Source organism: Allokutzneria multivorans, assembly GCF_039537405.1.
In the GTDB taxonomy this organism is placed as follows: Bacteria; Actinomycetota; Actinomycetes; order Mycobacteriales; family Pseudonocardiaceae; genus Allokutzneria; species Allokutzneria multivorans.
In genome coordinates this window covers 268,613-291,001 of the sequence record NZ_BAABAL010000018.1, presented here as the reverse complement: position 1 = coordinate 291,001, position 22,389 = coordinate 268,613, and the positions used below count along the sequence as shown (strand labels likewise).

The 22,389-nt window shown below is 69.8% G+C and carries 18 protein-coding genes; 5 read left to right on the top strand and 13 right to left on the bottom strand.

Annotated features, from left to right (window positions below; translation table 11 throughout):
* Window positions 1-127 precede the first annotated feature (127 nt).
* The 6 genes from ABD798_RS25420 to ABD798_RS25395 form a co-directional block, all read right to left on the bottom strand.
* Entirely contained in the window at window positions 128-655 is a 528-nt protein-coding gene (locus ABD798_RS25420) for a hypothetical protein (protein WP_344879554.1), read from the bottom strand.
* 35 nt (window positions 656-690) lie between these two features.
* On the bottom strand, window positions 691-1,884 hold the full coding sequence (locus tag ABD798_RS25415) for a PP2C family protein-serine/threonine phosphatase (protein WP_344879551.1): 1,194 nt from the start codon (window positions 1,882-1,884) through the stop codon (window positions 691-693).
* A gap of 10 nt (window positions 1,885-1,894) precedes the next feature.
* The gene (locus ABD798_RS25410; RefSeq protein ID WP_344879548.1) at window positions 1,895-2,437 is read right to left on the bottom strand and encodes a carboxymuconolactone decarboxylase family protein; all 543 of its coding nucleotides are present in this window, start codon (window positions 2,435-2,437) and stop codon (window positions 1,895-1,897) included.
* Between the two features lie 18 nt (window positions 2,438-2,455).
* Window positions 2,456-3,577, bottom strand: a complete 1,122-nt coding sequence (locus tag ABD798_RS25405) for an HNH endonuclease signature motif containing protein (RefSeq protein WP_344879545.1) — start codon at window positions 3,575-3,577, stop codon at window positions 2,456-2,458.
* Window positions 3,578-3,900: 323 nt separating this feature from the next.
* Complete coding sequence (locus tag ABD798_RS25400) at window positions 3,901-4,497, bottom strand: FMN-binding negative transcriptional regulator (RefSeq protein WP_344879542.1); 597 nt, start codon at window positions 4,495-4,497, stop codon at window positions 3,901-3,903.
* A gap of 67 nt (window positions 4,498-4,564) precedes the next feature.
* The gene (locus ABD798_RS25395; RefSeq protein ID WP_344879539.1) at window positions 4,565-5,536 is read right to left on the bottom strand and encodes a tyrosine-type recombinase/integrase; all 972 of its coding nucleotides are present in this window, start codon (window positions 5,534-5,536) and stop codon (window positions 4,565-4,567) included.
* Between the two features lie 113 nt (window positions 5,537-5,649).
* On the opposite strand from ABD798_RS25395, the gene ABD798_RS25390 reads away from it, so the two are divergent.
* Window positions 5,650-6,210: a helix-turn-helix domain-containing protein gene (locus ABD798_RS25390; RefSeq protein ID WP_344879536.1), complete on the top strand. Its 561-nt coding sequence runs from the start codon at window positions 5,650-5,652 to the stop codon at window positions 6,208-6,210.
* A complete protein-coding gene (locus ABD798_RS25385) occupies window positions 6,207-7,427 on the top strand; it encodes an MFS transporter (protein WP_344879533.1) in 1,221 nt (406 codons plus the stop codon). Before ABD798_RS25390 ends, ABD798_RS25385 begins: the two co-directional genes overlap by 4 nt.
* On the opposite strand, the gene ABD798_RS25380 is transcribed toward ABD798_RS25385, so the two are convergent.
* Window positions 7,402-8,664 (bottom strand): PAS domain-containing protein, encoded by a 1,263-nt coding sequence (locus tag ABD798_RS25380; RefSeq protein WP_344879530.1) that lies wholly within the window; start codon window positions 8,662-8,664, stop codon window positions 7,402-7,404. The genes ABD798_RS25385 and ABD798_RS25380 overlap by 26 nt on opposite strands.
* Window positions 8,665-8,724: 60 nt before the next feature.
* Here ABD798_RS25380 and ABD798_RS25375 point away from each other — a divergent pair, with 60 nt between their 5' ends.
* The 3 genes from ABD798_RS25375 (at window position 8,725) to ABD798_RS25365 (ending at window position 15,584) form a co-directional block, all read left to right on the top strand.
* A complete protein-coding gene (locus ABD798_RS25375) occupies window positions 8,725-11,772 on the top strand; it encodes a bifunctional cytochrome P450/NADPH--P450 reductase (RefSeq protein ID WP_344879527.1) in 3,048 nt (1,015 codons plus the stop codon).
* A 122-nt stretch (window positions 11,773-11,894) separates the two neighbouring features.
* Window positions 11,895-12,383 carry a CAP domain-containing protein gene (locus ABD798_RS25370; protein WP_344879525.1) on the top strand — a complete coding sequence of 163 codons (489 nt, stop codon included), beginning with the start codon at window positions 11,895-11,897 and terminating at the stop codon, window positions 12,381-12,383.
* A gap of 96 nt (window positions 12,384-12,479) precedes the next feature.
* Window positions 12,480-15,584 (top strand): amidohydrolase family protein, encoded by a 3,105-nt coding sequence (locus ABD798_RS25365; RefSeq protein ID WP_344879523.1) that lies wholly within the window; start codon window positions 12,480-12,482, stop codon window positions 15,582-15,584.
* A 375-nt stretch (window positions 15,585-15,959) separates the two neighbouring features.
* Here ABD798_RS25365 and ABD798_RS25360 read toward each other — a convergent pair whose 3' ends face one another.
* From ABD798_RS25360 to ABD798_RS25335, 6 genes are read right to left on the bottom strand one after another with little or no spacing between them, the layout of a single operon-like run.
* Entirely contained in the window at window positions 15,960-16,628 is a 669-nt protein-coding gene (locus ABD798_RS25360; RefSeq protein WP_344879520.1) for a GOLPH3/VPS74 family protein, read from the bottom strand.
* A gap of 20 nt (window positions 16,629-16,648) precedes the next feature.
* Complete coding sequence (locus tag ABD798_RS25355) at window positions 16,649-17,755, bottom strand: acyl-CoA dehydrogenase family protein (RefSeq protein WP_344879517.1); 1,107 nt, start codon at window positions 17,753-17,755, stop codon at window positions 16,649-16,651.
* Window positions 17,752-18,930, bottom strand: a complete 1,179-nt coding sequence (locus tag ABD798_RS25350; protein WP_344879514.1) for an acyl-CoA dehydrogenase family protein — start codon at window positions 18,928-18,930, stop codon at window positions 17,752-17,754. Before ABD798_RS25350 ends, ABD798_RS25355 begins: the two co-directional genes overlap by 4 nt.
* 46 nt (window positions 18,931-18,976) lie before the next feature.
* Window positions 18,977-19,819: a transglutaminase family protein gene (locus tag ABD798_RS25345; RefSeq protein ID WP_344879511.1), complete on the bottom strand. Its 843-nt coding sequence runs from the start codon at window positions 19,817-19,819 to the stop codon at window positions 18,977-18,979.
* Window positions 19,816-20,763: an alpha-E domain-containing protein gene (locus ABD798_RS25340; protein WP_344879508.1), complete on the bottom strand. Its 948-nt coding sequence runs from the start codon at window positions 20,761-20,763 to the stop codon at window positions 19,816-19,818. The genes ABD798_RS25345 and ABD798_RS25340 overlap by 4 nt, the downstream gene beginning before the upstream one ends.
* Window positions 20,764-20,779: 16 nt before the next feature.
* Entirely contained in the window at window positions 20,780-22,372 is a 1,593-nt protein-coding gene (locus tag ABD798_RS25335) for a circularly permuted type 2 ATP-grasp protein (RefSeq protein WP_344879505.1), read from the bottom strand.
* Window positions 22,373-22,389: the final 17 nt, after the last annotated feature.

The following is a 22,389-nucleotide window of genomic DNA, read 5'->3' as shown; positions in this document are numbered from 1 at the left end:
CGGGCCCCGTGAAGGGGCTCGGCATCTCCCAATGGTTCGCGTGCACCCGCGCATCATGACCGCGTCACCGCTCGCCGTCACCTGGATTTCCGGCCGATGGGCGACGGGAACTCTCGATGCGGCGGAGCTACTGGGCCTTGCTGATGATCGCCCGGACGTGGCGCGCCTCGTCGATGGCTTCGATGGCGATCGGACGAGGGGTGATCCGCCCTCCGTTGAGCCGCATGAGATCGTCCCAGGGCGAACGGTCCCCGAAGGTGATGGTGCCGCTGCCGTCCTCCCGGGTGCTCATCGCCGGCGGTGCGAGGTCGCGAAGGTACGCCGAGCGCGTGCGGGTGAACCCCAGGGGAGCGGAGATGACGATCACTCGGCGGTCGGTCACCACGTAGACGGTGCTGCGCAGGGTGCTCCACCGCACGACCAGCCGTCCGGCCACGAAGTAGACCCCGACCGCCACGAAGACGCTGCCGACGACGGGGAACATCGGCGGAGCCCCGGCCCTGACCGCGCTACTGAGCCAGAAGATGGCGAATCCGCACCACAGCAGGCTGAACGGCACCATCACGATGTCCGACGCGGTGAACACCGGGTAGCGGACGGGCTTGCCGGACCACAGCTGCCGCTCGTCGGGCAGCAGTTCACTCGCGATGGACATGAGCGAAATTTAGGGATGCCGGGGCTGGAAGTCCTTCATTGCGAAGTTCCTCGAAACACCGCCAGCAGCGCGATGTCGTCGGAGGACGGTTGGTCGCCGACGAGCGCCGCCATGATCCGGGCGCAGGCCGTTTCCGGTGGTGTGGCGGAGACGACCTGCCGAAGGTGCTCCATGCGGCTGTCGAGGTCCAGGTGACGCCGCTCGACCAGGCCGTCGGTGTAGAACGCGAGCAGTGCGCCATCGGGCACTTCGACGCGTGAGCCCTTCCGTCCGGTCACGGCCAGGTTGTACCCGACGGGCGGCCCGACCGGCGCTTCCACGAACGTCGCCTCCTGCCCGGGCGCCGCGAGGACCGGCGGCAGGTGCCCGGCCAGGGCCAGCTCCATGGTGCCCGTCGCGGGTTCGATCACCGCGTAAGCGACGGTCGCCATCGTGTTGGCCTCGAAGTGGCTCGCCTTCCGGTCGAGTTTGCCGAGCACTTCGGCCGGATCGGCGAACTCCAGCGCGTAGGCCCGCAGCGCGCTCCGCAGCCGCCCCATCACCACCGCCGCGCGCAGGCCACTGCCGACCACGTCCCCGATCACGAGGCCGATGCGCTCGTCGGGCAGGCGCAGCACGTCGTACCAGTCGCCACCGACGTGGTTGTCGGCGCCGGGCACGTACCGCGCGGCCATCTCCCAGCCTTCTGTGCTCGGCAAGCGGCTGGGCAGCAGGCTGTCCTGGAGAACGGCGACGGCGGTCCGCTCCGACGCCGACCGGTGCAGGTGCGCTGCCATCGCGAGCCGGTCCGCGACCAGCTGCAACAGCGAGATTTCCTCGTCGGTGAACTTGCGGGCCTCGGTGCTGCCGACGTGCAGGACTCCGGCCAGGTCGCCGTGGTGCGCCACCATCGGCACCCCCAACAGCACCCGCAACCCCCGCTCCCACAGCAACGGGTTGGCCACCGTGGACTCGTCGACCTGCTCGATCTGCACGGGCTCGCGAAGCTGCGCCACCCGCCCCGCGAACCCCGCCCCGACCGGGACGCGCACGCCCTGGAAGACCTCTGCTTCCAGCCCCAAGGTCGCCTTCGCCACCAACTGCTCGCCGCTGGGGTCCAGCAGCAGCACCGTTGCCGTGTCGACGGAGAACAGCTCCCGCACCTGGCGCAGCAGGGTGTGGAAGAGCTCCGGCAGCTCGACCTCCCTGAGCCTGCTGTCGGTGATCGCCTCCAGCACCCGGAACCGCATTTCCGCGTCGCTACCCACGGGCGGCCGCGATCCGCGTGAGCGCGTTCAGCGCGGCCGGGAACCCCACGTACACCGAGAGGTGCAGCACTGCCTCCACTGCCGCCTTGTCGTCACCGACCGCCCGCACGTGCTCGTCGAGTTCCGGCGCCACACCCCCAAGAGCCGTGTAGGCCGCGAGCGCCACCAGGTGCCGGTCCTGATCGTCCAGACCGCTGCCTTCATCGCCCAGCCCAGCTTCGGCCGCCGCAGTGGAACCCACCAGCTCCAAGGCTTCCCGCAACTGCCGCCCCGAGCACCCCACGTTCCGCGCCGCCGCGAGGTGGAACCGCAACTGCGCTTCGGCGAACCCCACCGCCGCCAACGCGCCCACCGTGATCAGTTGCCGCTGCGCCAACGACAAGCCCGCCCGCTGGTAGACCCCGCCGTACACGTACGCCACGGCTTCGGCCCCGAAGTCGTCGGCGCCGATGCGGTGGAACAATTCCAGCACGGCGGGCTCGTCCGCTCCGCCCAGTTCGCGGAGCAGAGCCAAGCCCCGGTCGTAATTGCCCACGGGGGAGATCCTGTCGTACTAGAAGGGCGCCGGTTCAGCGATGGGTTCCAGTTCCGTGTCGTAGACCCTGTCGCTGGGGGTCATCCACTGGTGTCGGCCGTCAGGAAGGTTCTTACACCTCCAGTTGGAGTGAGTCTTCATGGTGTGGTGGTGTCGGCATTTCGGCCGCAGGTTGCGGATGGTGGTGTTGGTGCCGTCGAACGGTCGGCAGTGATCGAGGTCGCAGCGTTGGGCGGGTTGCTGGCATCCGATCGCTGTGCAGCGCGGGTACCGGGCGTTGATCAACTCCCGCTGTTTCGGCGACGGCCGGTAGGCGTCACTGACCTCTTCCGCCATCCCAGTCACCGGATCAGTCAAGATCCGCTTCCAGATGCCGCCTTGGGCGATGTCCTGGGCGATGCGGGTCGGGATCGGCCCGTATCCCGCGAGCATGCCCGGATCATCGGTCAGACCGAGCAGCGCGGTGATCGGCATCGTCAGGTACACCATCGTCTGCCCCTGCGGAGCAGGAGTATCGAGACCCAGCAACAGATCCCGAGCCACATCCGCCCGCTTCTGGTCCAGGGTGCGGTCATCCTTGGGCAGAGACTTCGCGATCCGGTCGACGTGGTCGAAGGCCATCGCGGTGTCATGCGCGGTCATGGTGTGACGCAGCTCGGCCATGCCATCGTCCAGGTTGACCTTCTCCACCAGACGCCGTTTGCGCTTCTCCTCATGACGAGCGTCAGCGGCCTTCGGGTCGAGTTTGTGGATCAACGTCTGAGCACGCCGCCGGATCGAGGTGTAGGTCCGGGTCGGCGCGTACTCCAGCAGATTCGCCTCGGCGATCGAAGCCTGCGGTTCTTTCAGGATCCGCACCTGATCGACGATCAACAACGCCTTGCTTTCGTCGATCAACCCGGCCGCCAGGGCCGCGAGCACCCGGGGGCGTTCAGTGAGTTCGGAGGCGTTGGACAGGATGCGGTCAGCGCCACGTCGGGAGATGTGCAGGGCGCAGGCGATCTCATTCTGCACATACCGGTAATCACGATCGTCAGCGGCGACGTGGAATGTGATCAAGGCTGTGGCGAGTTCCGCTTTCGCATGACAAAGAGCGGCCTGTTTCACCTCAACCTCGACAAGAAGCTCATCGAGGGTCATACCCCCAATTCTACCCGCAAATAATAGTGGATCATGGCCCTAAAGAATGAATTCCCAGGCGTCCCACCGCCCGAAAACGCAACCCCCACAAAACGCAAGACGCCAACGCAACCGGTCGGCTTTACCTGGGGTGCGCGTGCCATACGCTTCCGCGAGGGCCGGGTGTTCTATCCCGTGCCCCTGTGAGGCCCAGGGGCACGCGCAAGGGGCCCCCAGGTCAAGCCGACCCCACGCTGGTACGGCGCGGGCTGGAAGCCCAGCCGTCCCCCACCTGGATGTCCAGCCGTCCCCGACCAGGAAGTCCAGCCAGTGCCAGCTGGAAGTCAAGCCGACCCCACGCCGGAACCCAGCACCCGAGCAGCAACAGCAGCAGGCAAGTACCCCGCCACCCGAGAACGATGCGCCAAGTCCTTGTTCCCCCCGAACTTGAACTTCGCCCGAACCCCAGTAATAGAAAGCACCAACCCCCGAATCCCCGGCAGCAACCTCCGATCAGGCCCCTCCACCGCAGAAACCGGACGCCTCCCACTCCCCGGCTCAAAATGCGACAACTGCCGGTTCAACAATTCAGCCTTCTCCGAAGCGTCATCGACAACCCGGGCAGAACACTCCAACTGCACCGCCGCGTAATACGACGTGGGCACCGCGCCAGGCCCGTTCCACGACGATCGCACATACGCGTAATCCCCAACAACGACCAACATCACCCGAGGGTTCTCCGCCAACGCCTCCCACACCGGATTCGGCCGAGCCAGGTGCACCAGGACCTCATCCCCGTCCAGCACGAAATGAGTCGGCACCACCACCGGGAACTCTCGATCACGCCCGGGCGCGATGAGCTGGCCGAAGTCGTATCCGGCGCGCAACCAGGCGCGCCAGTGGTCGTCGTCGGTGGGGGCGTCCCACGGGTGGATCAGCACGCCACCGATCCTGTGTCACCCGACCGCGCCACCCCAGAGCCACTGGCGGGGGAGAACGGAGTGCCACTCAGGGCGCGTCGGCGACCTCGGCGAGCGCGGCGTAGGTGCGGTTCGACCCGGCGGCCATGCGTTGTTCGCGGGCGGTGGCGTCGATGTAGTTCTGGCTCGCGGTGATGGAGGCGTGGCCGAGGAGCTTGGCGATCTCGATGACCGACGCACCGTCCTCGGCGAGCCGGGTGGCGAAGGTGTGCCGGAACGCGTGCACGAGCGCGCCGCGCTGCACTCGGTCGCCGACGCCCGCCGCGCGCAGCGAGGTGCGCACGAGGTACTGGAGCCCGCCTCGGCGCAGCGCCTCGTCGCGGTGGTCGACGAACAGCGGTGCGGCGCCGGGAACGCGCAGGCCGAAGCGCACGCGCCTGCTCTCCAGGTAGGCGTTGATGATCTCGTCGAGGGGGCGCTCGATGGGCACGGAGCGCCGGTTGCCGCCCTTGCCGCTGACCTGGATGCGCCGTTCTCCGGGGCGGCCGACGAGCGAGGCGACGGTCAGCCCCAGCAGTTCGGCGGAGCGGACTCCGGTGCACAGCAAGGTCGCCAGCACGGCGAGGTCGCGCTCCGGCCAGGGGTTGCGGGCCGCGCGAGCACCCTCGGCGACGCGGCGCAGCAGCTGCTCCGGGGTGTCCTCGCCCTGCAACGGTTTCGGCGCGCGCATCGGTGTGCGGGGCTTGGGGACGACCTGCATCGGGTTGCCGACGGCCGCGCCCTCGATGACCAGGAACCCGAAGAACCCGTTCCACGTCGACCAGGCGCGCGTGACCGAGGCCGCCGAGCGCGGACCGGCGAAGCGGGCGAAGGCCGAGCGCAGCGGCCCGCTGGTGATCTCCTCGACGACGATGTCCTCGGGGGAGCGGCCGAGCACCACGGCCAGGTCCTCGGCAACGGACTCCAGGTCCCTGCGGTAGGCGCGCAGCGAGTTCGCGGAGAGCTTGCGCGCCTGCATGTGCTCCAGGTAAGCGCGGATCCAGTCGCACAAGACGGTCACCCCGCCATCTTCCCCCAGCCCACCGACAAGATCATCATCCGAGAAGGTGCACCACCCGCGCCCGTTGCGGAAGAAGTCTTCCGGAAGATTTCTTCTGGATGTAGCGTGCTCGCGTGGACGAACGCCGCAGGATCACCGACCCCGAGGTGCTGAAGGGCTTGGCGCAGCCGCTGCGCAGGAAGCTCTACCGGCTGCTGACCCAGCTCGGGCCCGCCACGGCGGGTGCGCTGGCCAAGCGCACGGAGACCGATCCGGGCCTGGTCAGCTACCACCTGAGGGAGCTGGGCAAGACCGGCTACATCGAGCAGGCGCCGGAGCTGGCGCGCGATCGGCGCGAGCGGTGGTGGCGCGCGGTCCCGGGCTCGACGAGCTGGTCGAACTCCGACTTCGCCGACCCGGAGGGCCAGGCCATCGTGGCGACGGTGAAGGCGCAGATGGTCGCTGACCAGCTCGAACGGCTCAGCGCCTACCAGCGCGGCTCGTGGTCGCGGGAATGGACCGAGGCCGCGACCACGACCGAGGGCGGTCTGCGGCTGACGCCCGGCGAACTGCGCGCGATGAGCGAGGAGATCCAGGAGGTGCTGGTCCGGTGGTCCCAGGTGGGCCGGGGCGGTGCGGACGACGGCCGCGAGCACGTGTTCATGTTCCTGCACATGTTCCCGGAGAAGCCGTGACCGTCGCCGTCCCGGCGTACCGGGTCCCGCAGTACCGGCGCTACGTCGCGGGCGAGGCGATTTCCGTCCTCGGTGACCAGATCTGGTACGTCGCCCTGTCCTGGGCGGCCGTCGAGCTGGCCTCGCCCGGGGTCGCCGGTGTCGTGCTGGCCGTGTCGGCGGTGCCGAGGCTGCTGCTGATGGTGCTCGGCGGGCCGTTGGCCGACCGCTTCGACGCGCTCCGGCTGATGGTCGGCAGCGACGCCCTGCGCGCGGTGATCATGCTCGTGGCGGCCGGGATCGCCCTCACCGCAACGGAGATCTGGCTGCTGGTGGTGATCGCGCTGATCTTCGGAGCGGTGGACGCGGTGTTCATGCCCGCCGCCGGATCGCTGCGCCCGCGCCTGCTGGAGACCGAGCAGCTCTCCGACGGCGCCGCGCTGCGCGAACTCGGCGTGCGGGCCGCGATGATGCTGGGCGCGCCGCTCGGCGGAGCGCTGGTGACCGTGGGCGGGCTCGCGCTGGCGTGCGCGGCCAACGCCGTGACCTTCATGGTGTCCCTGCTGGCGCTCCGCAAGCTGCGCCCGCGCCCGGTCGAGCTGGCTCCCGAGCGCGAGCCGTACTGGGCGTCCCTGCGCGCCGGGCTGCGGTACCTGTTGTCGCACAGGCTCTTGCGGACGTTGATGTTGGTGGCCCTGCTGTTCAACATCGGCTTCGTCGGGCCGATGAACATCGGGCTCGCGCTGCTGTCGGAGGAGCGCGGGTGGGGGCCGCCCGGGATCGGCTTCATGCTCGCCGGGTTCGGCGCGGGTGCCGCGATCGGTGCGCTCGTCATGCTCCGCGTCCGCGTGCGGCGGAACATCGGCATCGGCATCGCCGTGAGCGCGCTCGGCGAAGCGGTCGGCATCGCCGGGGCCACGCTCGCGCCGAACCTGGGCCTCGCGGTGGCCTCCACCGTGCTGATCGGCCTGCTCGGCGGGCCGTTGGGGATCATGTGCGGATCGTTGAGCCAGGCCAACACCGACGACGCGTTCCGTGGCCGCACGAGCAGCGTGCAAGCCCTGCTCACCCTCGGCGTCACGCCGCTGGTGATGGCCGCGGTCGGCTGGCTGGCCGGAAAGTTCGGGACCACGCCGGTGATGCTGGCCAGCGCGGGCGTGGAAGCTCTGGCCGCCGTGCCCTGCCTGCTGCTTCCCTGGCTGCGCCGCGCATCTACACCGGAAGCAGCCCGAGGGTGAACGCACGCGCCACGAGTGCCGTGCGGTTGGGGACGCCGAAGCGCTTGACCATGCGCGTGACGTGGTAGGTCACGCCCTCCGCGGTCAGGCCGAGCGCGCGGGCGATCACGGTCGTGCTTTCCCCGGCGGCGATGCGCGTCAGCACGTCCCTTTCCCGCTCTGACAACGGTGGCGGCTCGGGCGGAGCCTTCGGGTCGACGGCCAGCGTCGCCAGCAGTGCCAGACCTTCGTCGTCCGGAACCGCTTGCACCGTAAGGGTTCCCGAGTGCCCGGCCCACCTCACGCGCAACGTCCGACGAGCCAGCCGCCCCGTGCTCAGCTCGTGCATCAACCGCCGGTGCGTCTCGGTGTCTGCCGTGCTGAACAGAATTTCCAGATCGGCGTCGACCAGCTCGCGCGGACGTCGGCCGAGTGCCGCGGCCATCGCGGGGTTCGCGACGGAGATGCGGCCGTGCTTCGTCGCGACGCAGGTCGGCACGGGGGAGCGGTCCAGCAGCGCGAGGAACCGGTTGCGCCAGGTCGCCGCCGAGCGCCGGGCCCGCTCCTGCTCCGTGACGTCGAGCAAGATCGTCCCCACGTGCGTGCCGCCGTCCGGTTGCGGCAGCGGGAAGCGGTGCCCGGACCACTCCTCGGTGGCCGAGCTGACCCGGACCTGCCGCGAGTTGCCCGACGCGAGCACCGCCGCGTTCTGCTCGACGACCTGCGCGGCCAGCTCGGGCGGCAGGACCTCGGAGACCAAGCGCCCCAAGGCTTCCTCCGGGCCGAGGCCGCCGACCCAGACGTAGCGGTGCTCAGCGTCGGTGATCGTCGAGACCGCTGGGGCGTGCGCGAGGAAGCGGCTGAGGCGGGTCTGCGCGGCGGTCAGCGCTCGCCGATCGGCGAGCCATGCGCTCGTGTCAACCGCGATCATGCCCAGCAGCGGCCCGCCGACAAGGGACTTCCGCCCCGCCAGCCACACCCGCTCACCTGAAGCCGTCGTGAAGTGACCGGGGTTCTCCGGCGACCACCGCACCGCGCGACCGCTCCACACGCGTTCGTCCTCGGCACGCACGCGCTCGGCGGTCGCGGCGGTGGCCCAGTCGCCAACAGTCGTCCCGGCCACCGCGCCGCCGACCATCCGCTCATAGGCGGGGGAGGCCCAGACGTAGCGGCCTTCGCGGTCCCGGAAAGCGGCGATGACCTCGGTCGATACCAACAGCTCCATCAGGCCGTCAACACCGGATCGTTCGGAGTGCACTACAGGATTGTGTAGTACGGATGACCGATCGGGCACCCGGGCGCTGGAACCGTTGATCACATGGACACCAGCCGGCTCCCGCACCCGCCCCACCGCCTCCCCCTGCTCGGCGACCTGCTCGGCGGGGACGTTCGCCGACGTCCCGTGCAGACCGCGCTGGCCAACGCCCGCTCGCTCGGGCCGATCTTCACCCGCCGCTTCCTGGACCGCGAGGTCGTGTTCGTGTGCGGGGCCGACCTGGTCGCCGAGGTCTCCGACGAGAGCCGCTTCGCCAAGCACCTCGCGCCCGGCCTGGAGATGGTCCGCAAGATCGCCGGGGACGGGCTGTTCACCGCCTACAACGACGAGCCGAACTGGCAGAAGGCGCACGACGTGCTGCTGCCCGCCTTCGCGATGAGCTCGATGCGCACCTACCACCCGACGATGCTCCGCGTGGCCAGAACGCTGATCGAGCACTGGGACCGGCACGTCGACGGCGCGCCCGTTGGTGTTCCCGAGGACATGACGAAGCTGACCATGGACACGATCGGTCTGGCGGGGTTCGGCTACGACTTCGGCTCCTTCGACCGCGACACCGAGCACCCCTTCGTCAGCGCGCTCGGCCGCAGCCTCGGCTACGTGCAGGCGAAGACCCGCCAACTACCGTGGACCGCGCCGTTGCACCGCAACGACGACAGGCGCTTCGACGCCGACGTCGCGCTGATGAACAAGATCGTCGACGACGTGATCGCCGCCCGGAAGGCCGGCGGGGAGCAGAGCGAGGACGACCTGCTGGGGCTGATGCTCGGCGAGGGCGGGCTCGACGAGGTCAACATCCGCAACCAGGTGATCACCTTCCTGATCGCCGGGCACGAGACCACCTCCGGCGCGCTGTCCTTCGCGCTGCACTACCTGGTCAAGAACCCCGTGGTGCTGGCCCGCGCGCAGGCCGAGGTCGACGCGATGTGGGGCGACGCCGAGCGCCCCGACCCCGACTTCGCCGATGTCGGCAAGCTCCGCTACGTCCGGCAGATCCTCAACGAGGCGCTGCGTTTGTGGCCCACGGCAGCGGCTTTCGCGCGTGAGGCCACCGTGGACACCACGCTCGGCGGCCAGTCGATCCACAAAGGACAGTGGGTCATCGTGCTCGCGCCCGCGCTGCACCGCGATCCGGTGTGGGGCGACAACGTCGAGGCGTTCGACCCCGACCGTTTCACGCCCGAGCGCGAGAAGGTACGCCCGGTGCACGCGTTCAAGCCGTTCGGCACGGGAGAGCGCGCGTGCATCGGCCGCCAGTTCGCCTTGCACGAAGCCACGTTGCTGCTCGGTCTGCTGATCCACCGCTACCGGCTCATCGACCACGCCGACTACCAACTGGACGTCAAGGAGACGCTGACCCTCAAGCCCAGCGGCTTCACGTTGAAACTCGCGCGCAGGACCACCCGGTTCACCGCCGTTGAGCAGGCGCAGGACGTGGAGCGCGCGGTCGCCGGGCAGGCCAAGGCCGGGACGGCGCTGCGCGTGCTGCACGGCTCGAACCTCGGCACCTGCCGCGAGTTCGCGCGCCGCATCGCCGACGACGGCAAGGAATTCGGCTTCGACACGGCCGTCGCACCGCTGGACGACTACGCGGGCGGGCTGCCCACGGACGGCCCCGTGGTGATCGTCGCGGCTTCCTACAACGGCCGCCCCACCGACGCCGCGGTGGCGTTCACCGCCGCACTGTCCGAAATGGACGGTTCTGGGGTGAACTACGCGGTGCTCGGCGTCGGCGACCGCAACTGGGCGGCCACCTACCAGCGGATGCCGACCCTGCTCGACGCCGGTCTGGCTTCGGCTGGCGCGAATCGCCTGGTGGAGCGCGGTGAAGCTGACGCGTCCGGCGACCTGGACGGTGACGTGGCCGGGTGGAGCACGCGGATGTGGCAGGCGCTGCTGGAGGCCTACGGCGACCCGACGGCCAAGCCCCAGGAGAGTCCTCAGTGGACGGTCGTCTCGTTGGGCGGGGATGCCACGTCGGCCCTTGACGCGCGGCACGGGCTCCAGCGGATGACCGTGCTGTCCAACGAAGAACTGGTCGACGTCGATCACCCGCTCGGCCGTTCGAAGCGCCACCTCCGCATCGCACTGCCCTCGGGCGTCACCTACCGCACGGCCGACCACCTGACCGTGCTGCCGGACAACCGCCCGGAGCAGGTCTCGCGCGCCGCGAGGGTGCTGCGACTGGACTTGGACGAGCTGATCGCGTTCTCCGGTCGTTGCCCGCTGCCGATCGATCGGCCGGTGACCGTGCGCCAGCTGCTCACGCACTTCGTCGAACTCCAGGACCCCGCGACCGAGGAGCACGTGCGCCTGCTGGCTGAGCACAACCCCTGCCCACCGGAGCGCGCGGCGTTGCGCGCCAACGGAGACAGCCTGCTCGACATCATGGAGGCGCACCCGGCGGGCACGCTGCCGATCGAGGTGTTCCTGCGGTGCGTCGCGCCGATGCGGCCCCGCCACTACTCGATCTCGTCGTCTCCGCAGAACACCGCCGACGTTGTCGAGCTGATGGTTTCCCCGCTGCGCAACGGTTCCTTCGTCGGCGTCGGCTCGCACCACGTCACCGAACTCCGCCCCGGCGACACGGTTCGCGCGCGTGTTTCGCCGTGCCGCGAGGTGTTCCGGCTGACCGAGGACGAGCCGGTGATCATGATCAGCGCGGGCACCGGGCTCGCGCCGTTCCGTGGTGGCATCGCCGACCGCGTCGCGCGCGGGGTCACCAGCCCGGCGCTGTGCTACTTCGGCTGCGACCACCCCGACGTGGACTACCTGCACCGCGCCGAGTTCGAGGCCGCTGAGTCGGCGGGCGCGGTCCGGATGCGGCCGACCTTCTGGAAGGCGCCGGAGCACGGCTGGGAGTTCGTCCAGCACCGCATCGCCGCCGACGCGGACGAGGTGTGGGAGCTGCTGGAGGCGGGGGCGCGCGTGCTCGTGTGCGGTGACGGACGCCGGATGAGCCCGGCGGTGCGGCAGAGCTTCCTCGCGATCCACGCCGCCCGCACCGGTGCCGACGAGGCGGCTTCGCAGCGCTGGCTGGACGAGCTGATCGCTACGGACCGTTACGTTGAGGACGTCTACGCGGGCTGAGTACCGCCGTTAGCACGATTCGAAATCGCGAAAACGCACGGTCCGTTCGGGGGTAGTGACACGAATGAGTGATGGAGAGCATGGCGGTTCCCTGTACTCCGGACGGCGGAAAGGCATCGCTGATGACCGCACGATCCCGCTCGGCCGCGCTTGTTCTCGGCGCGGTGCTCGCCACCACCCTCGCTCCCGGCACGGCCAACGCCCAGGTGGACCCCGACCCGGCCGTCGAGACCCTGCGCGTGCTCGAACTGACCAACGGCCACCGGGCGGAGGCGGGCTGCCCGGCGCTCACGCCGAACCCGCAGCTCGTCGCCTCCGCGCAGGCGCACAGCGACGACATGGCCGCCCAGAACTACTTCAGCCACACCGGCAAGGACGGCAGCAACCCCGGCGAGCGCATGGCCCGTGCCGGATTCGTCGGCCGCTCGTGGGCGGAGAACATTGCCGCCGGCTACCGCGACGCCGAGACCACGGTGCGCCAGTGGATGAACAGCGAGGGCCACCGCAAGAACATCCTCAACTGCGACCTGCGCGAGCTGGGCGTCGGGTTCGTGTCGAAGCCCGGCACCAAGTACAAGACGTACTGGACGCAGAACTTCGGCACTCGCTGATCCGATCTCTGGGCCGTTCGCCGCGCCGGGGTGCTCCGAACGGGCGCGCTCCGGCGCGGCGATGTGGGCGCCTGCGGGTCGTGCGAAGCTAGCCGCATGAGCTTCGACCTGAACCGTCGGGACCTGTTGCGCAGCAGTGGAGTCGTCGCCGCGGCGGCGGCACTGGGGAGCGGCTCGACGGCCGCGGCCGCGCCGGCCGAGGCGGAACAGGCGGGCAAGCCCCGGGTCGAGCTGACCGAGGGCACCAACATCAGCGCGTCCGCCTCCGCCGACGGCAAGGTCGTCGCGTTCGACCTGGTCACGGCCATCTGGGTGGTGGGGGAGGGCGGGGGCACCGCGCGGCGGCTGACCGACGACCTCGCCGACGCCACGCTGCCGCACGTCGCGGCCGACGGCTCGCGGATCGTGTTCCAGTCCTACCGGGACGGCAACTACCACCTGTGGACCGTGCGCCCGGACGGCAGCGGGCTCGCACAGCTGACCAAGGGCGCCCATGACAACCGCGAGCCCCGGTTCTCGCCGGACGGCAAGTCGGTCGTGTTCACCTCCGATCGCGGGAACACCGGCAGCTACGGCGTTTTCCGGCTCGACCTGGCTTCGAAGCAGATCACCACGCTGAGCGACACCGCCGCCGAGCAGGCCGCGCCCGCGTGGTCCCCGGACGGCAAGCGCGTCGCGTACACAGTGGACGAGACGGCCATCGACGTCCTCGACATCGCTTCGGGCGTCGTCACCAGGGCCGTCACCGCGACCGGCGGCGCGAAGATCTACGGCCCCGCGTTCGCGCCGAACGGGTTCTCCTACATGCGGCTCACCGGCGCGGTCGCCGAACTCGTGGTGGGGGACAAGGCCGTCAGCTCCGACGAGGACGTTTTCGGCTTCGCCGCAACGTGGTTGTCCCCCGACGAGGTGCTCTACACGGCCAATGGCCACGTGCGCCGCCGCAGGCTCAGTGCCGGAACCGTCGCCGACATCGCCTTCGCCGCTTCGGTTCCGGTCACCACGCGGCGCCTCTACCGGCAGTTCGTCCGCGACATCACCGACCGCCGCGCCCAGGCCGCGCGCGGCATCGCTTCGCCCGTTGTGTCGGCGGACGGCAAGCAGGTCGCGTTCCGCGCGCTGAACGCCTTGTGGTTGCTCAAGATCGGGGATGCTCGGCCAAAGCGCATCGTCTCCGACGGCTACTTCAACTCCGACCCGGACTTCGCGCCGGACGGCAAGTCCTTGGTGTACGTGTCCGACCGCGCGGGCGACGCCGACCTGTGGGTGCGCGATCTCGCTTCTGGTGCTGAGCGCAGGCTGACCGGGCTCTCGGGTGCCCAGCTGACGCCTCGGTTCTCGCCCGATGGCAAGAGGATCGCCTACCAGGACCACGATGGCGCCGCGTGGATCGTTGACACCGCTGGAGGAACTCCGAAGCAGGTCACGCCCACGCTGTTCATGCCGGGCCGCATCACGTGGTCCCCGGACGGCGGCACGATCGCCCTGGCCGCTGTGAAGCCGTTCTCCAAGCGCTTCCGCGAGGGCACCAGCCAGATCCTCACCGTCGACCTCGCCAGCGGCGCGCTCACCTACACCGAGCCGATGCCGTTCGCCTCGATCGCCGCGCGCGGTGACGACGGCCCGGTGTGGTCGCCCGACGGCAAGCACCTCGCGTTCGTCGTCGAGTCAACCGCGTGGATCGTCCCCGTCGACGCGCGCGGCAAGTTCATCGGCGCGGCCCGCCAGATCACCCGCGAGGTCACCGACTCGCTCGCGTGGATCGGCTCGGACACCTTGCTGTACCTCAACAACGGGCGCCTGCGAACTCAGTCGATCAAGGGCGGCCGTGCCGCGACGATCCCGCTCGACCTCACCTGGAAGCGGCCCGAGGTCAAGGAGAAGGCCGTCATCCGCGCGGGCGCGCTGTGGGACGGCCAAGCGCGCGAGCTCCGCCGCAACGTCGACATCATCGTGGACGGCGACCGCATCGAGGGCGTCGTGCCCACGCGGCCCGGTCGCGCCACCGTCGACGCGTCGAAGCTGACCGTCATGCCCGGCCTCATCGACTCGCACAACCACTGGCACCTGCGCGGACGGCAGTGGGGCGACCGGCAGGGGCGGGCTTGGCTGGCCTACGGCATCACCACCACGCGCTCGCCCGGCGACCCCGTCTACCAGATGCTCGAAACCCGCGAGGCCCTCGACGCGGGCGCCCAGGTCGGGCCCCGGTTCTTCGCCACCGGCGAGGCCATCGACGGCTCCCGCGTCTACTACAACTTCATGCGCCCCACGCGGTCCTTCGCACAGCTCGATCTCGAACTCGAACGCGCGCGTGAACTCCAGTACGACCTGATCAAGACCTACGTGCGGTTGCCCGTGGAGTACCAGAAGCGGGTGATCGACGCCGCCCACCGCGCGGGGATGCCGCTGTCCTCGCACTACCTCTACCCCGCCGAGCACATCGGCATGGACGGCATGGAGCACACCGGCGCCACCAACCGGCTCGGCTACTCGCACACGGTGTCCCGGCTCGGGCGGGCCTATTCCGACGCCATCACGCTCTTCGTGCGCTCCGGGATGTCGATCACCCCGACGCTGTTCAACTCCTCGGTCATGTACGCCGACGACCGCTCGCTCGTCGAGGACCGGCGCACGCGCACGCTCTACCCGTCGTGGGAGTACGAGCGCCTGGTGAAGAAGGCCGACGACGCCAAGCTCCCCGCCGCCGAGGCCGTGCGCGCGCTGCTCAAGTCCAATGTGGACATGGTGCTGCGCGTGCACCGCGGCGGCGGCCTGGTGATCTCCGGGACCGACGCTCCGCTGGACAACCCCGCGATCTCGCTGCACACCAACCTGCGCGCCATGGTCCGCTACGGCTTCACCCCGCACGAGGCGCTCACCACCGCGACCGGCAACACCGCGAAGTGGCTCGGGCACCAGGGGCGCCTCGGCGTCGTCGCGCGCGGCGCCATGGCCGATCTGTCCTTTGTGGACGGTGATCCGCTCGCCGACATCAACGCCGCCGCAGCCGTTCGCCAGGTCATGGTCGGCGGGGTGCTGCACACGGTCGAGGACCTCCTCAAGCCCTTCACCGCCCCCGCCGCCCGCATGGCCCCAGCCAAGGTCCTCCGCACCCCCGCTCTCCGCCACGAGCACTCCGACACCTGGTGGCACACCCCCGAATGGCAACAGCAGGTCTGCTGCGGCGCCCCCCACTAGCCCCCGTCCCGCAGGCCGCAGGGTTCGCCGGTCTTCAAGACCCACAAACCCCCGCCCCAACCGTCTCCAACGACAGCAAACCCCGCAAGACCGCGGGGTTTGAGGCGGTTAGCGATGATCAACAGGGCGGTTTGCTGGTCTTGAAGACACCTCAACCCCGGCGGCACTGTGACCGGAATCCGCAGCGCAACCACCTACAGGACAGGCCTAGCCCCCGCCCCGCAGGCCGCAGGGTTCGCCGGTCTTCAAGACTGGCGAACCCCCAGCTCAACCACCCGCAGGAGGGAAGCGGTGGCCAGCGGAGAAAGGCGAAGGCGCCGCGTCCCGGGTGGGAGCGCGGCGCCTTCGGAGGTGGAGAGGGACAGCGGCGGAGTGCTACTGGCCGCTGGCGGCCTGGCTGGAGACGACGGCGGCGACGACGGTCGCGGTGACCGCGGCGTTGATCGCGGCCAGCGCCTGCGAAACGCCCTTGGCCGCGGCGTCGTCGCTGGCCAGCTCCTTGAGGCGGGAGCGGGCGTCGCTGCCCTCGCCGCCGGGGTAGACGTGGCGGCCGAGCTTGCAGGCGTGCAGCAGCGCGCCGAGCGCGGCGGTGCGGTCGTCGCCGTCGGCGCCGCCGAGCACGACCTTGTCCAGGCGCGCCTTGATCTCCGCCTTGGCGGCGGCGTCCTTGACGGGGAAGCGGTGCACGGGGATGAGGCCGAGGACCTTCTTGCTGTTCTCCTCGATCACACCGGCGTTGGACAGGCGGTCGGCGTAGGTGTCGCGGGTGTGCTTCTTCGCCTTGTTCAGCCACGAGGACGGCTTGACGGGCTCGCCCTTCTCCACCAGCCCGGCCAGCGCGGAGTCGAGCGCGGCGTCACCGACGGGCTTCGCGTCGGTGACGACGATCTTCTTGTCCTCGAACGCGATGCGGTCGGCGAGTGCCAGTTCGGTGAGCTCGGCGCCGGCGAGGCCGAGCACGACAGCGTCTCCCGAGTGCAGCTTGCCGTCCTCGTCGTCGAGGGCGAGCAGGAACAGTTCCTCGGGAAGGGTCCTGGAGGTCATGTCGCGCATTGAACCACGCCTCACGTTTGCCCCATCGACGGTATGTCCATCGGAAGATGGACCAAGCGGCCCAATGTCCTCCGGTGTTCGCCGGGTGTTCCCAGAGCGAGCTGGCCGACCTTTGCCCGCTTGAGCGAAAGGTGCGCCGGGTGCTCCCAGGTCATGCCGATCCCGCCGTGCAGCTGAACGGTTTCCTCGGCCGCGCGAACGGCCAGCTCCGAGCACTCCGACTGGGCGAGCGCCACTGCGACATCGGCGTCGGCCGAGCCCGTGGCCAGCACGTCCGCCGCGTGCCGGGCGGTGGCGCGGGCGCACACGAGCTCCAGCCAGAGGTCGGCGAGCCGGTGCTTGATCGCCTGGAACGAGCCGATCGCGCGCCCGAACTGGTGACGCTCCTTGACGTAGCGGACCGTCTGCTCCAGGCACGCTTCCGCGATGCCGACCTGCTCCGAGGCCAGCAAGCCCGCGCCGACGCGCAGCGCGGACTGCACCGCGGCCGTGGCGCGATCACCCGATGCGATGACAACACCTGGGGTGGATGCCAAAGACACGTCGGCGATGCGGCGCGTCATGTCGAGCGACACCACCTCGGTCACGGTGACCCCGGGGGAGTCGGCGCGCACCGCGTACAGCGCTGGACCCTCCACCGGAACGACGAGCAGCGAGGCCGCCCCCGCGTCCACCACAGACGTCACACGCCCGGTGAGCAGGCCATCCTCGACGGAAACGGTTGCGGGGAAAGGAGATCCTGGCGCCGTGGTGAGCGGAACGGCGAGCGCCCCAACTGTGGTACCCGAAGCGAGCGAAGCCACCAGGTCGGACTCGCACGCCACCAGCGCGGTCGTCGCGAGCACCGCGCTGCCGAGGAACGGAACCGGCGCGGTGAAGCGGCCGAGTTCCTCCAGCACCACAGCTGTCTCGCGCAGCGAAGCGCCCTGGCCGCCGTGTTCCTCCGGCACGTGCAGCCCCAACGCGCCGAGCGAAGCGAGCAGTTCCCACAGGGAAGCGTCGTACGACGAATCGGACTCCAGGCGCGCGAGCACCGCCGAGGGCGGGCAGTGGTCGGTCAGCACCGCGCGGACGCTCGCTCGGAGATCTTCCTCGATCTCGGTGTACAGCAGGTTCATCGCGGGAGGTCCTTCCACGGGCCGGCGTCGGAGCGCGGTTCGGTCGGCAGGCCGAGCACGCGCTCGGCGATGATGTTGCGCAGGATCTCCGAGGTGCCACCCTCGATCGAGTTGCCCTTCGCGCGCAGGTAGCGGTAGCCGGGCCCGCGCCCGGTGAAGTCGACGATGTCCGGCCGCCGCAACGTCCAGTCGTCGTAGCGCAGGCCCTCCTCGGCCATCAGCTCGACCTCGAAGCCGGAGATGTCCTGCGCGAGCTTGGCGAAGGCCAGCTTCATGCCGGAGCCCTCCGGACCCGGTCCGCCCGCCGCGAGTTGCTGGCGCAGGCGCACCCCGGTCAGCCGCAGCGCCTCCGCCCGCGCCCACAGCTTGACCAGGCGCGCGTGCAGTTCGGGTGTGCGCAGCTCCGGGCGCTCCCGCCAGGTGCCGGCGACGATGCCGATCATCCCGCCCTCGCGCGGGATCGCGGCGCCGCCGATCGCCACGCGCTCGTTCATCAGCGTGGTCCGCGCGACCTTCCACCCCTCGCCGACCTCGCCGAGCCGGTGCGCGTCGGGGATCCGCACGTCGGTCAGGAAGACCTCGTTGAACTCGGCCTCGCCGGTGATCTGGCGCAGCGGTCGCACTTCGACGCCGGGTGCGCTCATGTCGCAGACGAAGTAGGTGATGCCCTGGTGCTTCGGCAGCTCGGGATCGGTGCGGGCGAGCAGGATCGCCCAGCGCGCGGAGTGCGCGCTGGAGGTCCACACCTTCTGCCCGGTGACGATCCAGTCATCGCCGTCGCGCACCGCGCGGGTGCCCAGCGCCGCCAGGTCCGAGCCCGCGCCCGGCTCGCTGAAGAGCTGGCACCACACCTCCTCGCCCGTCCACAGTGGACGAAGGAAGCGGTTCTTCTGCTCCTCGGTGCCGTAGGTCAGCACGGTCGGCGCGGCCATGCCGAGACCGATGCCGATCCGGCGCGGGTCGTTGTCGGGCGCCCCTGCCTCTTCCAGCTCCGCGTCGACGACCCGTTGCAGCTCCCTGGGCGCGGCCAGCCCGCCGAGCCCGACCGGGTAGTGCACCCACGCCAGGCCCGCGTCGAAGCGGGCGCGCAGGAACTCCAGGCGATCGGTGCTGCCGGGATCGTGCGCGGCGAGCAACTCCCGCACCCTGTCCCCGATGTGCGCTGAATGACTCATTGAGGGAATCTAGCGTCCCCAATGACTCATTCAGGGAATCCGAGGTTTACGCCAGGCGGGTGATCTCCACATCCACCTCCAGCGCGGAGGCGGCGCCGCCGGAGTAGATCCCCTTCAGCGGTGCCACGTCGGAGTAGTCGCGGCCGAGCGCCACCCAGACGTGCCGGTGCCCCACGGGGATCGCGTTGGTCGGGTCGTAGCCCCACCAGCCGCCGGTCCACGCCTCCACCCACGCGTGGCTCTCACCCTTGACCGTCTCACGCACTTCGCCGTCGGGGTTGGTGTGCAGGTACCCGGACACGTAGCGCGCGGGAATCCCTATGGCGCGCAACAGCAACAGGCTCAGGTGTGCGAAGTCCTGGCAGACGCCCTCCTTGGCCTGCCAGGCGTCAACGGCCGAGCTGCGCACGCTCGTCCGGCCCGACTGGTAGGTCAGGTGCTCGTGCACCCAGTTGGCCACGTTGAGCACCGCGTCGGCCGGGCTCGCCCCACGACGCAGCTCGCGCGCCACGGCGGCCAGCTCGCGGTGGCGGGGCACGGTCGAAGTCGCCTCCAGGTACTCGGTGTAGCGGTCGATGACGTCCTCGGAGCGCAGCCGGTTCCACGTCGCGGTGGTCACGGGATCGCCCGCCGCCGCGGTCTCCACCACTGACGAGCCGACGATCTTCAGCTCGGTGTGCGGCGCGTGCAGGTCGAAGGAGGTCACCGTGTTGCGCCAGTAGTCGGTGTAGCGGTAGGCGCGCGTCGCCGGAGTGGTCTCGACGCGGTTGACCACGACCTCCTGCCGGTGATCACCGCGCGGGGTCAGCCGCACCTCGTTGAAGGACTGCACGACCGGCGCGGAGTAGCTGTAACCGGTGCTGTGCACCACGCGGACGCGCCAGCTCACGAGACCACCTCCGCGTTGTTCCACGCCACCCACGGCGCGGAGTGGAAGTACTGCAACGACACCGCCTCGCCGACCTCGTGGATCATGTCCTGCAACGCGCCGAGCCGACTGGGCAAGTCCTCCAGCAGGTCGGCCGGGCGCAGGAACTCCAGGTCGCTGCGAGCCCGCCCGAGCAGCCGCAACGCCTCGGCCTTGGCCCCGATCCGCACGCTCGGCCGCTGGTCCAGTTGCTCCAGGCACGCCTCCGCCTGGCGCAACGCGTGGAAGACCGAACGCGGGAAAAGCCTGTCCAGCAACAGGAACTGCACAACACGGCCCGCGTCGATCGCTCCGCGATAAGTCCGCAGGTAGGTGTCCTGAGCGCCAGCAGACCGCAACACCGTGACCCACCCGGGCGAGGAGAGCTTGTCACCGACGCGGGACAACAGCAGCCGCACCACCATGTCCACGCGCTCCACCGAGCGGCCCAACACGAGGAAGCGCCAGCCGTCGTCGCGGCTCATCGTGGAGTCGGCGAGCCCGGCGAACATCGCGGCGCGCTCCTCGATGAAGGAGAAGAACGCGTGCGGACCGACGCGCCGGGCGTAGCGCTGCCGCTCGGCAATCGCGTTCCAGGTCGCGTTGAGGCACTCCCACATCTCCGTCGAGACGACCTCGCGCGCGCCCCGCGTGTTCTCCCGTGCGCTGGTCAGGGACGACGTGATGGAGCCGATCTGGTCGGGGGAGTAGGCGACGAGTTCGGTCAGCGACCACGCGTCCAGTGACAGGTGCTCGGGCGGCGCGATGCCCAGAACGCCGAGCAGCTGGCGGCTCGTCGAGTCGGGGTTGACCGTGGCGTCTTCGAGCAACTGGTGCACTGAGACGTCGAGAATGCGGGCGGTGTCGTCGGCGCGTTCGACGTAGCGGCCGATCCAGTACAGCGATTCCGCGTTGCGTGCGAGCATGTCGTCCTCCTCCCGGTCACTGCTGCTGTTGTTGCGCGGCTGTCAGTTCCGGTCCCTGTTCGGTCACTCGGCCGTCCACGGCGTGCGCGCTGACCAGCCCGGGATCGCCCAGTTCACGCTCCACAGTGGACGATCGCGACGCCAGCACCCACGTGTCCTTCGAGCCGCCGCCCTGCGAGGAGTTCACCACGAGGCTGCCCTCCGGCAGGGCGACCCGCGTCAGCCCGCCAGGCAGCACGAACACGTTCTCGCCGTCGTTGACCGCGAAGGGACGCAGGTCCACGTGTCGCGGCGCGAGCCGATCACCGACCTTCGTGGGCACAGTGGACAGTTGCACCACGGGCTGCGCGATCCAGCCGCGCGGGTTCTTCCTGACGCGCCTGCGCATCGAGGCCAGCTCGGCGCGCGAAGCGTTGGGGCCGAACATGATCCCGTAGCCGCCCGATCCCTCCACCGGCTTGATCACCAGCTCGTCCAGGTGGTCCAGCACGTGCGCGCGCTCGTCCGCCAACCAGCACCGATACGTGTCCACGTTGGGCAGCAACGGTTTCTCGTTGAGGTAGTACTGAACGATCTCCGGAACGTAGGTGTACACGAGCTTGTCGTCCGCGACGCCGTTGCCCACCGCGTTGGCGATGACCACGTTGCCCGAGCGCGCCGCGTTGATCAGCCCGGCGACTCCGAGCACCGAGTCCGGCCGGAAGTGCACCGGATCCAGGAAGTCGTCATCGAGCCGTCGGTAGATCACGTCGATGGGCCGCTCGCCCTCGGTGGTGCGCAGGTAGACCACGTTGTCCCGGCAGAACAGGTCGCGGCCCTCCACCAGCTCCACGCCCATCTGCCGCGCCAGCAACGAGTGCTCGAAGTACGCGGAGTTGTGCACGCCCGGCGTCAGCACCACCACGGTCGGATCAGCTGCGTTCGGTGCTGCCGAGGCCCGCAGCGCGCGCAGCAGGTGCACGGCGTAGTCGGAGACCGGCCGAACGCGGTGCCGCGCGAACAGATCGGGGAACACTCGCGCCATCGTGCGACGGTTCTCCATCACGTACGACACCCCGGACGGGCAGCGCACGTTGTCCTCCAACACCCTGAACGTGCCCTGCTCGTCGCGCACGAGGTCGATCCCCGACACGTGCAGCCGCACCCCGTTGGGCGGCGAGATCCCGAACGCCTCGCGGTGGAAGTGCTCGCACGAAGCGATCAACCTGCGCGGTAGTACTCCGTCCCGCAGGATCTGCGCGTCCCCGTAGATGTCGGCCAGGAACGCCTCCAACGCCCGCACGCGCTGCACGATCCCGCGTTCGAGCTTCGCCCACTCGGAGGCGGTGATCACGCGGGGGATGAGGTCCAGCGGGAACGGCCTCTCCTGTCCGGACAGCGAGAACGTGATGCCCTGGTCGACGAACGCCCGGCCCAGCGCCTCCGCCCGCGCCCCGAGATCGGCGATCTCCGTCGGCGCGATCGACTCGTACAGGCTCTTGTAGGCCGGACGGATGCCGAAATCCGTCGCGAACATCTCGTCGTAGGCACCCGCGTACGGTCGCGTCGGGTTGAGGTAGCCGTCGAACAGCGCGCTCGTGGTGACCGGGGACCGCGTGGCTCGATTCATCGTCCACATCCTGTCTG

Excerpts from the sequence above, each read along its gene's own strand:
- ABD798_RS25360 (WP_344879520.1), bottom strand. The coding sequence starts at position 16,628 with ATGACCTCCAGGACCCTTCCCGAGGAACTGTTCCTGCTCGCCCTCGAC.
- ABD798_RS25375 (WP_344879527.1), top strand. The coding sequence starts at position 8,725 with ATGGACACCAGCCGGCTCCCGCACCCGCCCCACCGCCTCCCCCTGCTC.
- ABD798_RS25405 (WP_344879545.1), bottom strand. The coding sequence starts at position 3,577 with ATGACCCTCGATGAGCTTCTTGTCGAGGTTGAGGTGAAACAGGCCGCT.
- ABD798_RS25415 (WP_344879551.1), bottom strand. The coding sequence starts at position 1,884 with ATGCGGTTCCGGGTGCTGGAGGCGATCACCGACAGCAGGCTCAGGGAG.
- ABD798_RS25365 (WP_344879523.1), top strand. The coding sequence starts at position 12,480 with ATGAGCTTCGACCTGAACCGTCGGGACCTGTTGCGCAGCAGTGGAGTC.
- ABD798_RS25355 (WP_344879517.1), bottom strand. The coding sequence starts at position 17,755 with ATGAACCTGCTGTACACCGAGATCGAGGAAGATCTCCGAGCGAGCGTC.
- ABD798_RS25350 (WP_344879514.1), bottom strand. The coding sequence starts at position 18,930 with ATGAGTCATTCAGCGCACATCGGGGACAGGGTGCGGGAGTTGCTCGCC.
- ABD798_RS25370 (WP_344879525.1), top strand. The coding sequence starts at position 11,895 with ATGACCGCACGATCCCGCTCGGCCGCGCTTGTTCTCGGCGCGGTGCTC.
- ABD798_RS25335 (WP_344879505.1), bottom strand. The coding sequence starts at position 22,372 with ATGAATCGAGCCACGCGGTCCCCGGTCACCACGAGCGCGCTGTTCGAC.
- ABD798_RS25420 (WP_344879554.1), bottom strand. The coding sequence starts at position 655 with ATGTCCATCGCGAGTGAACTGCTGCCCGACGAGCGGCAGCTGTGGTCC.
- ABD798_RS25340 (WP_344879508.1), bottom strand. The coding sequence starts at position 20,763 with ATGCTCGCACGCAACGCGGAATCGCTGTACTGGATCGGCCGCTACGTC.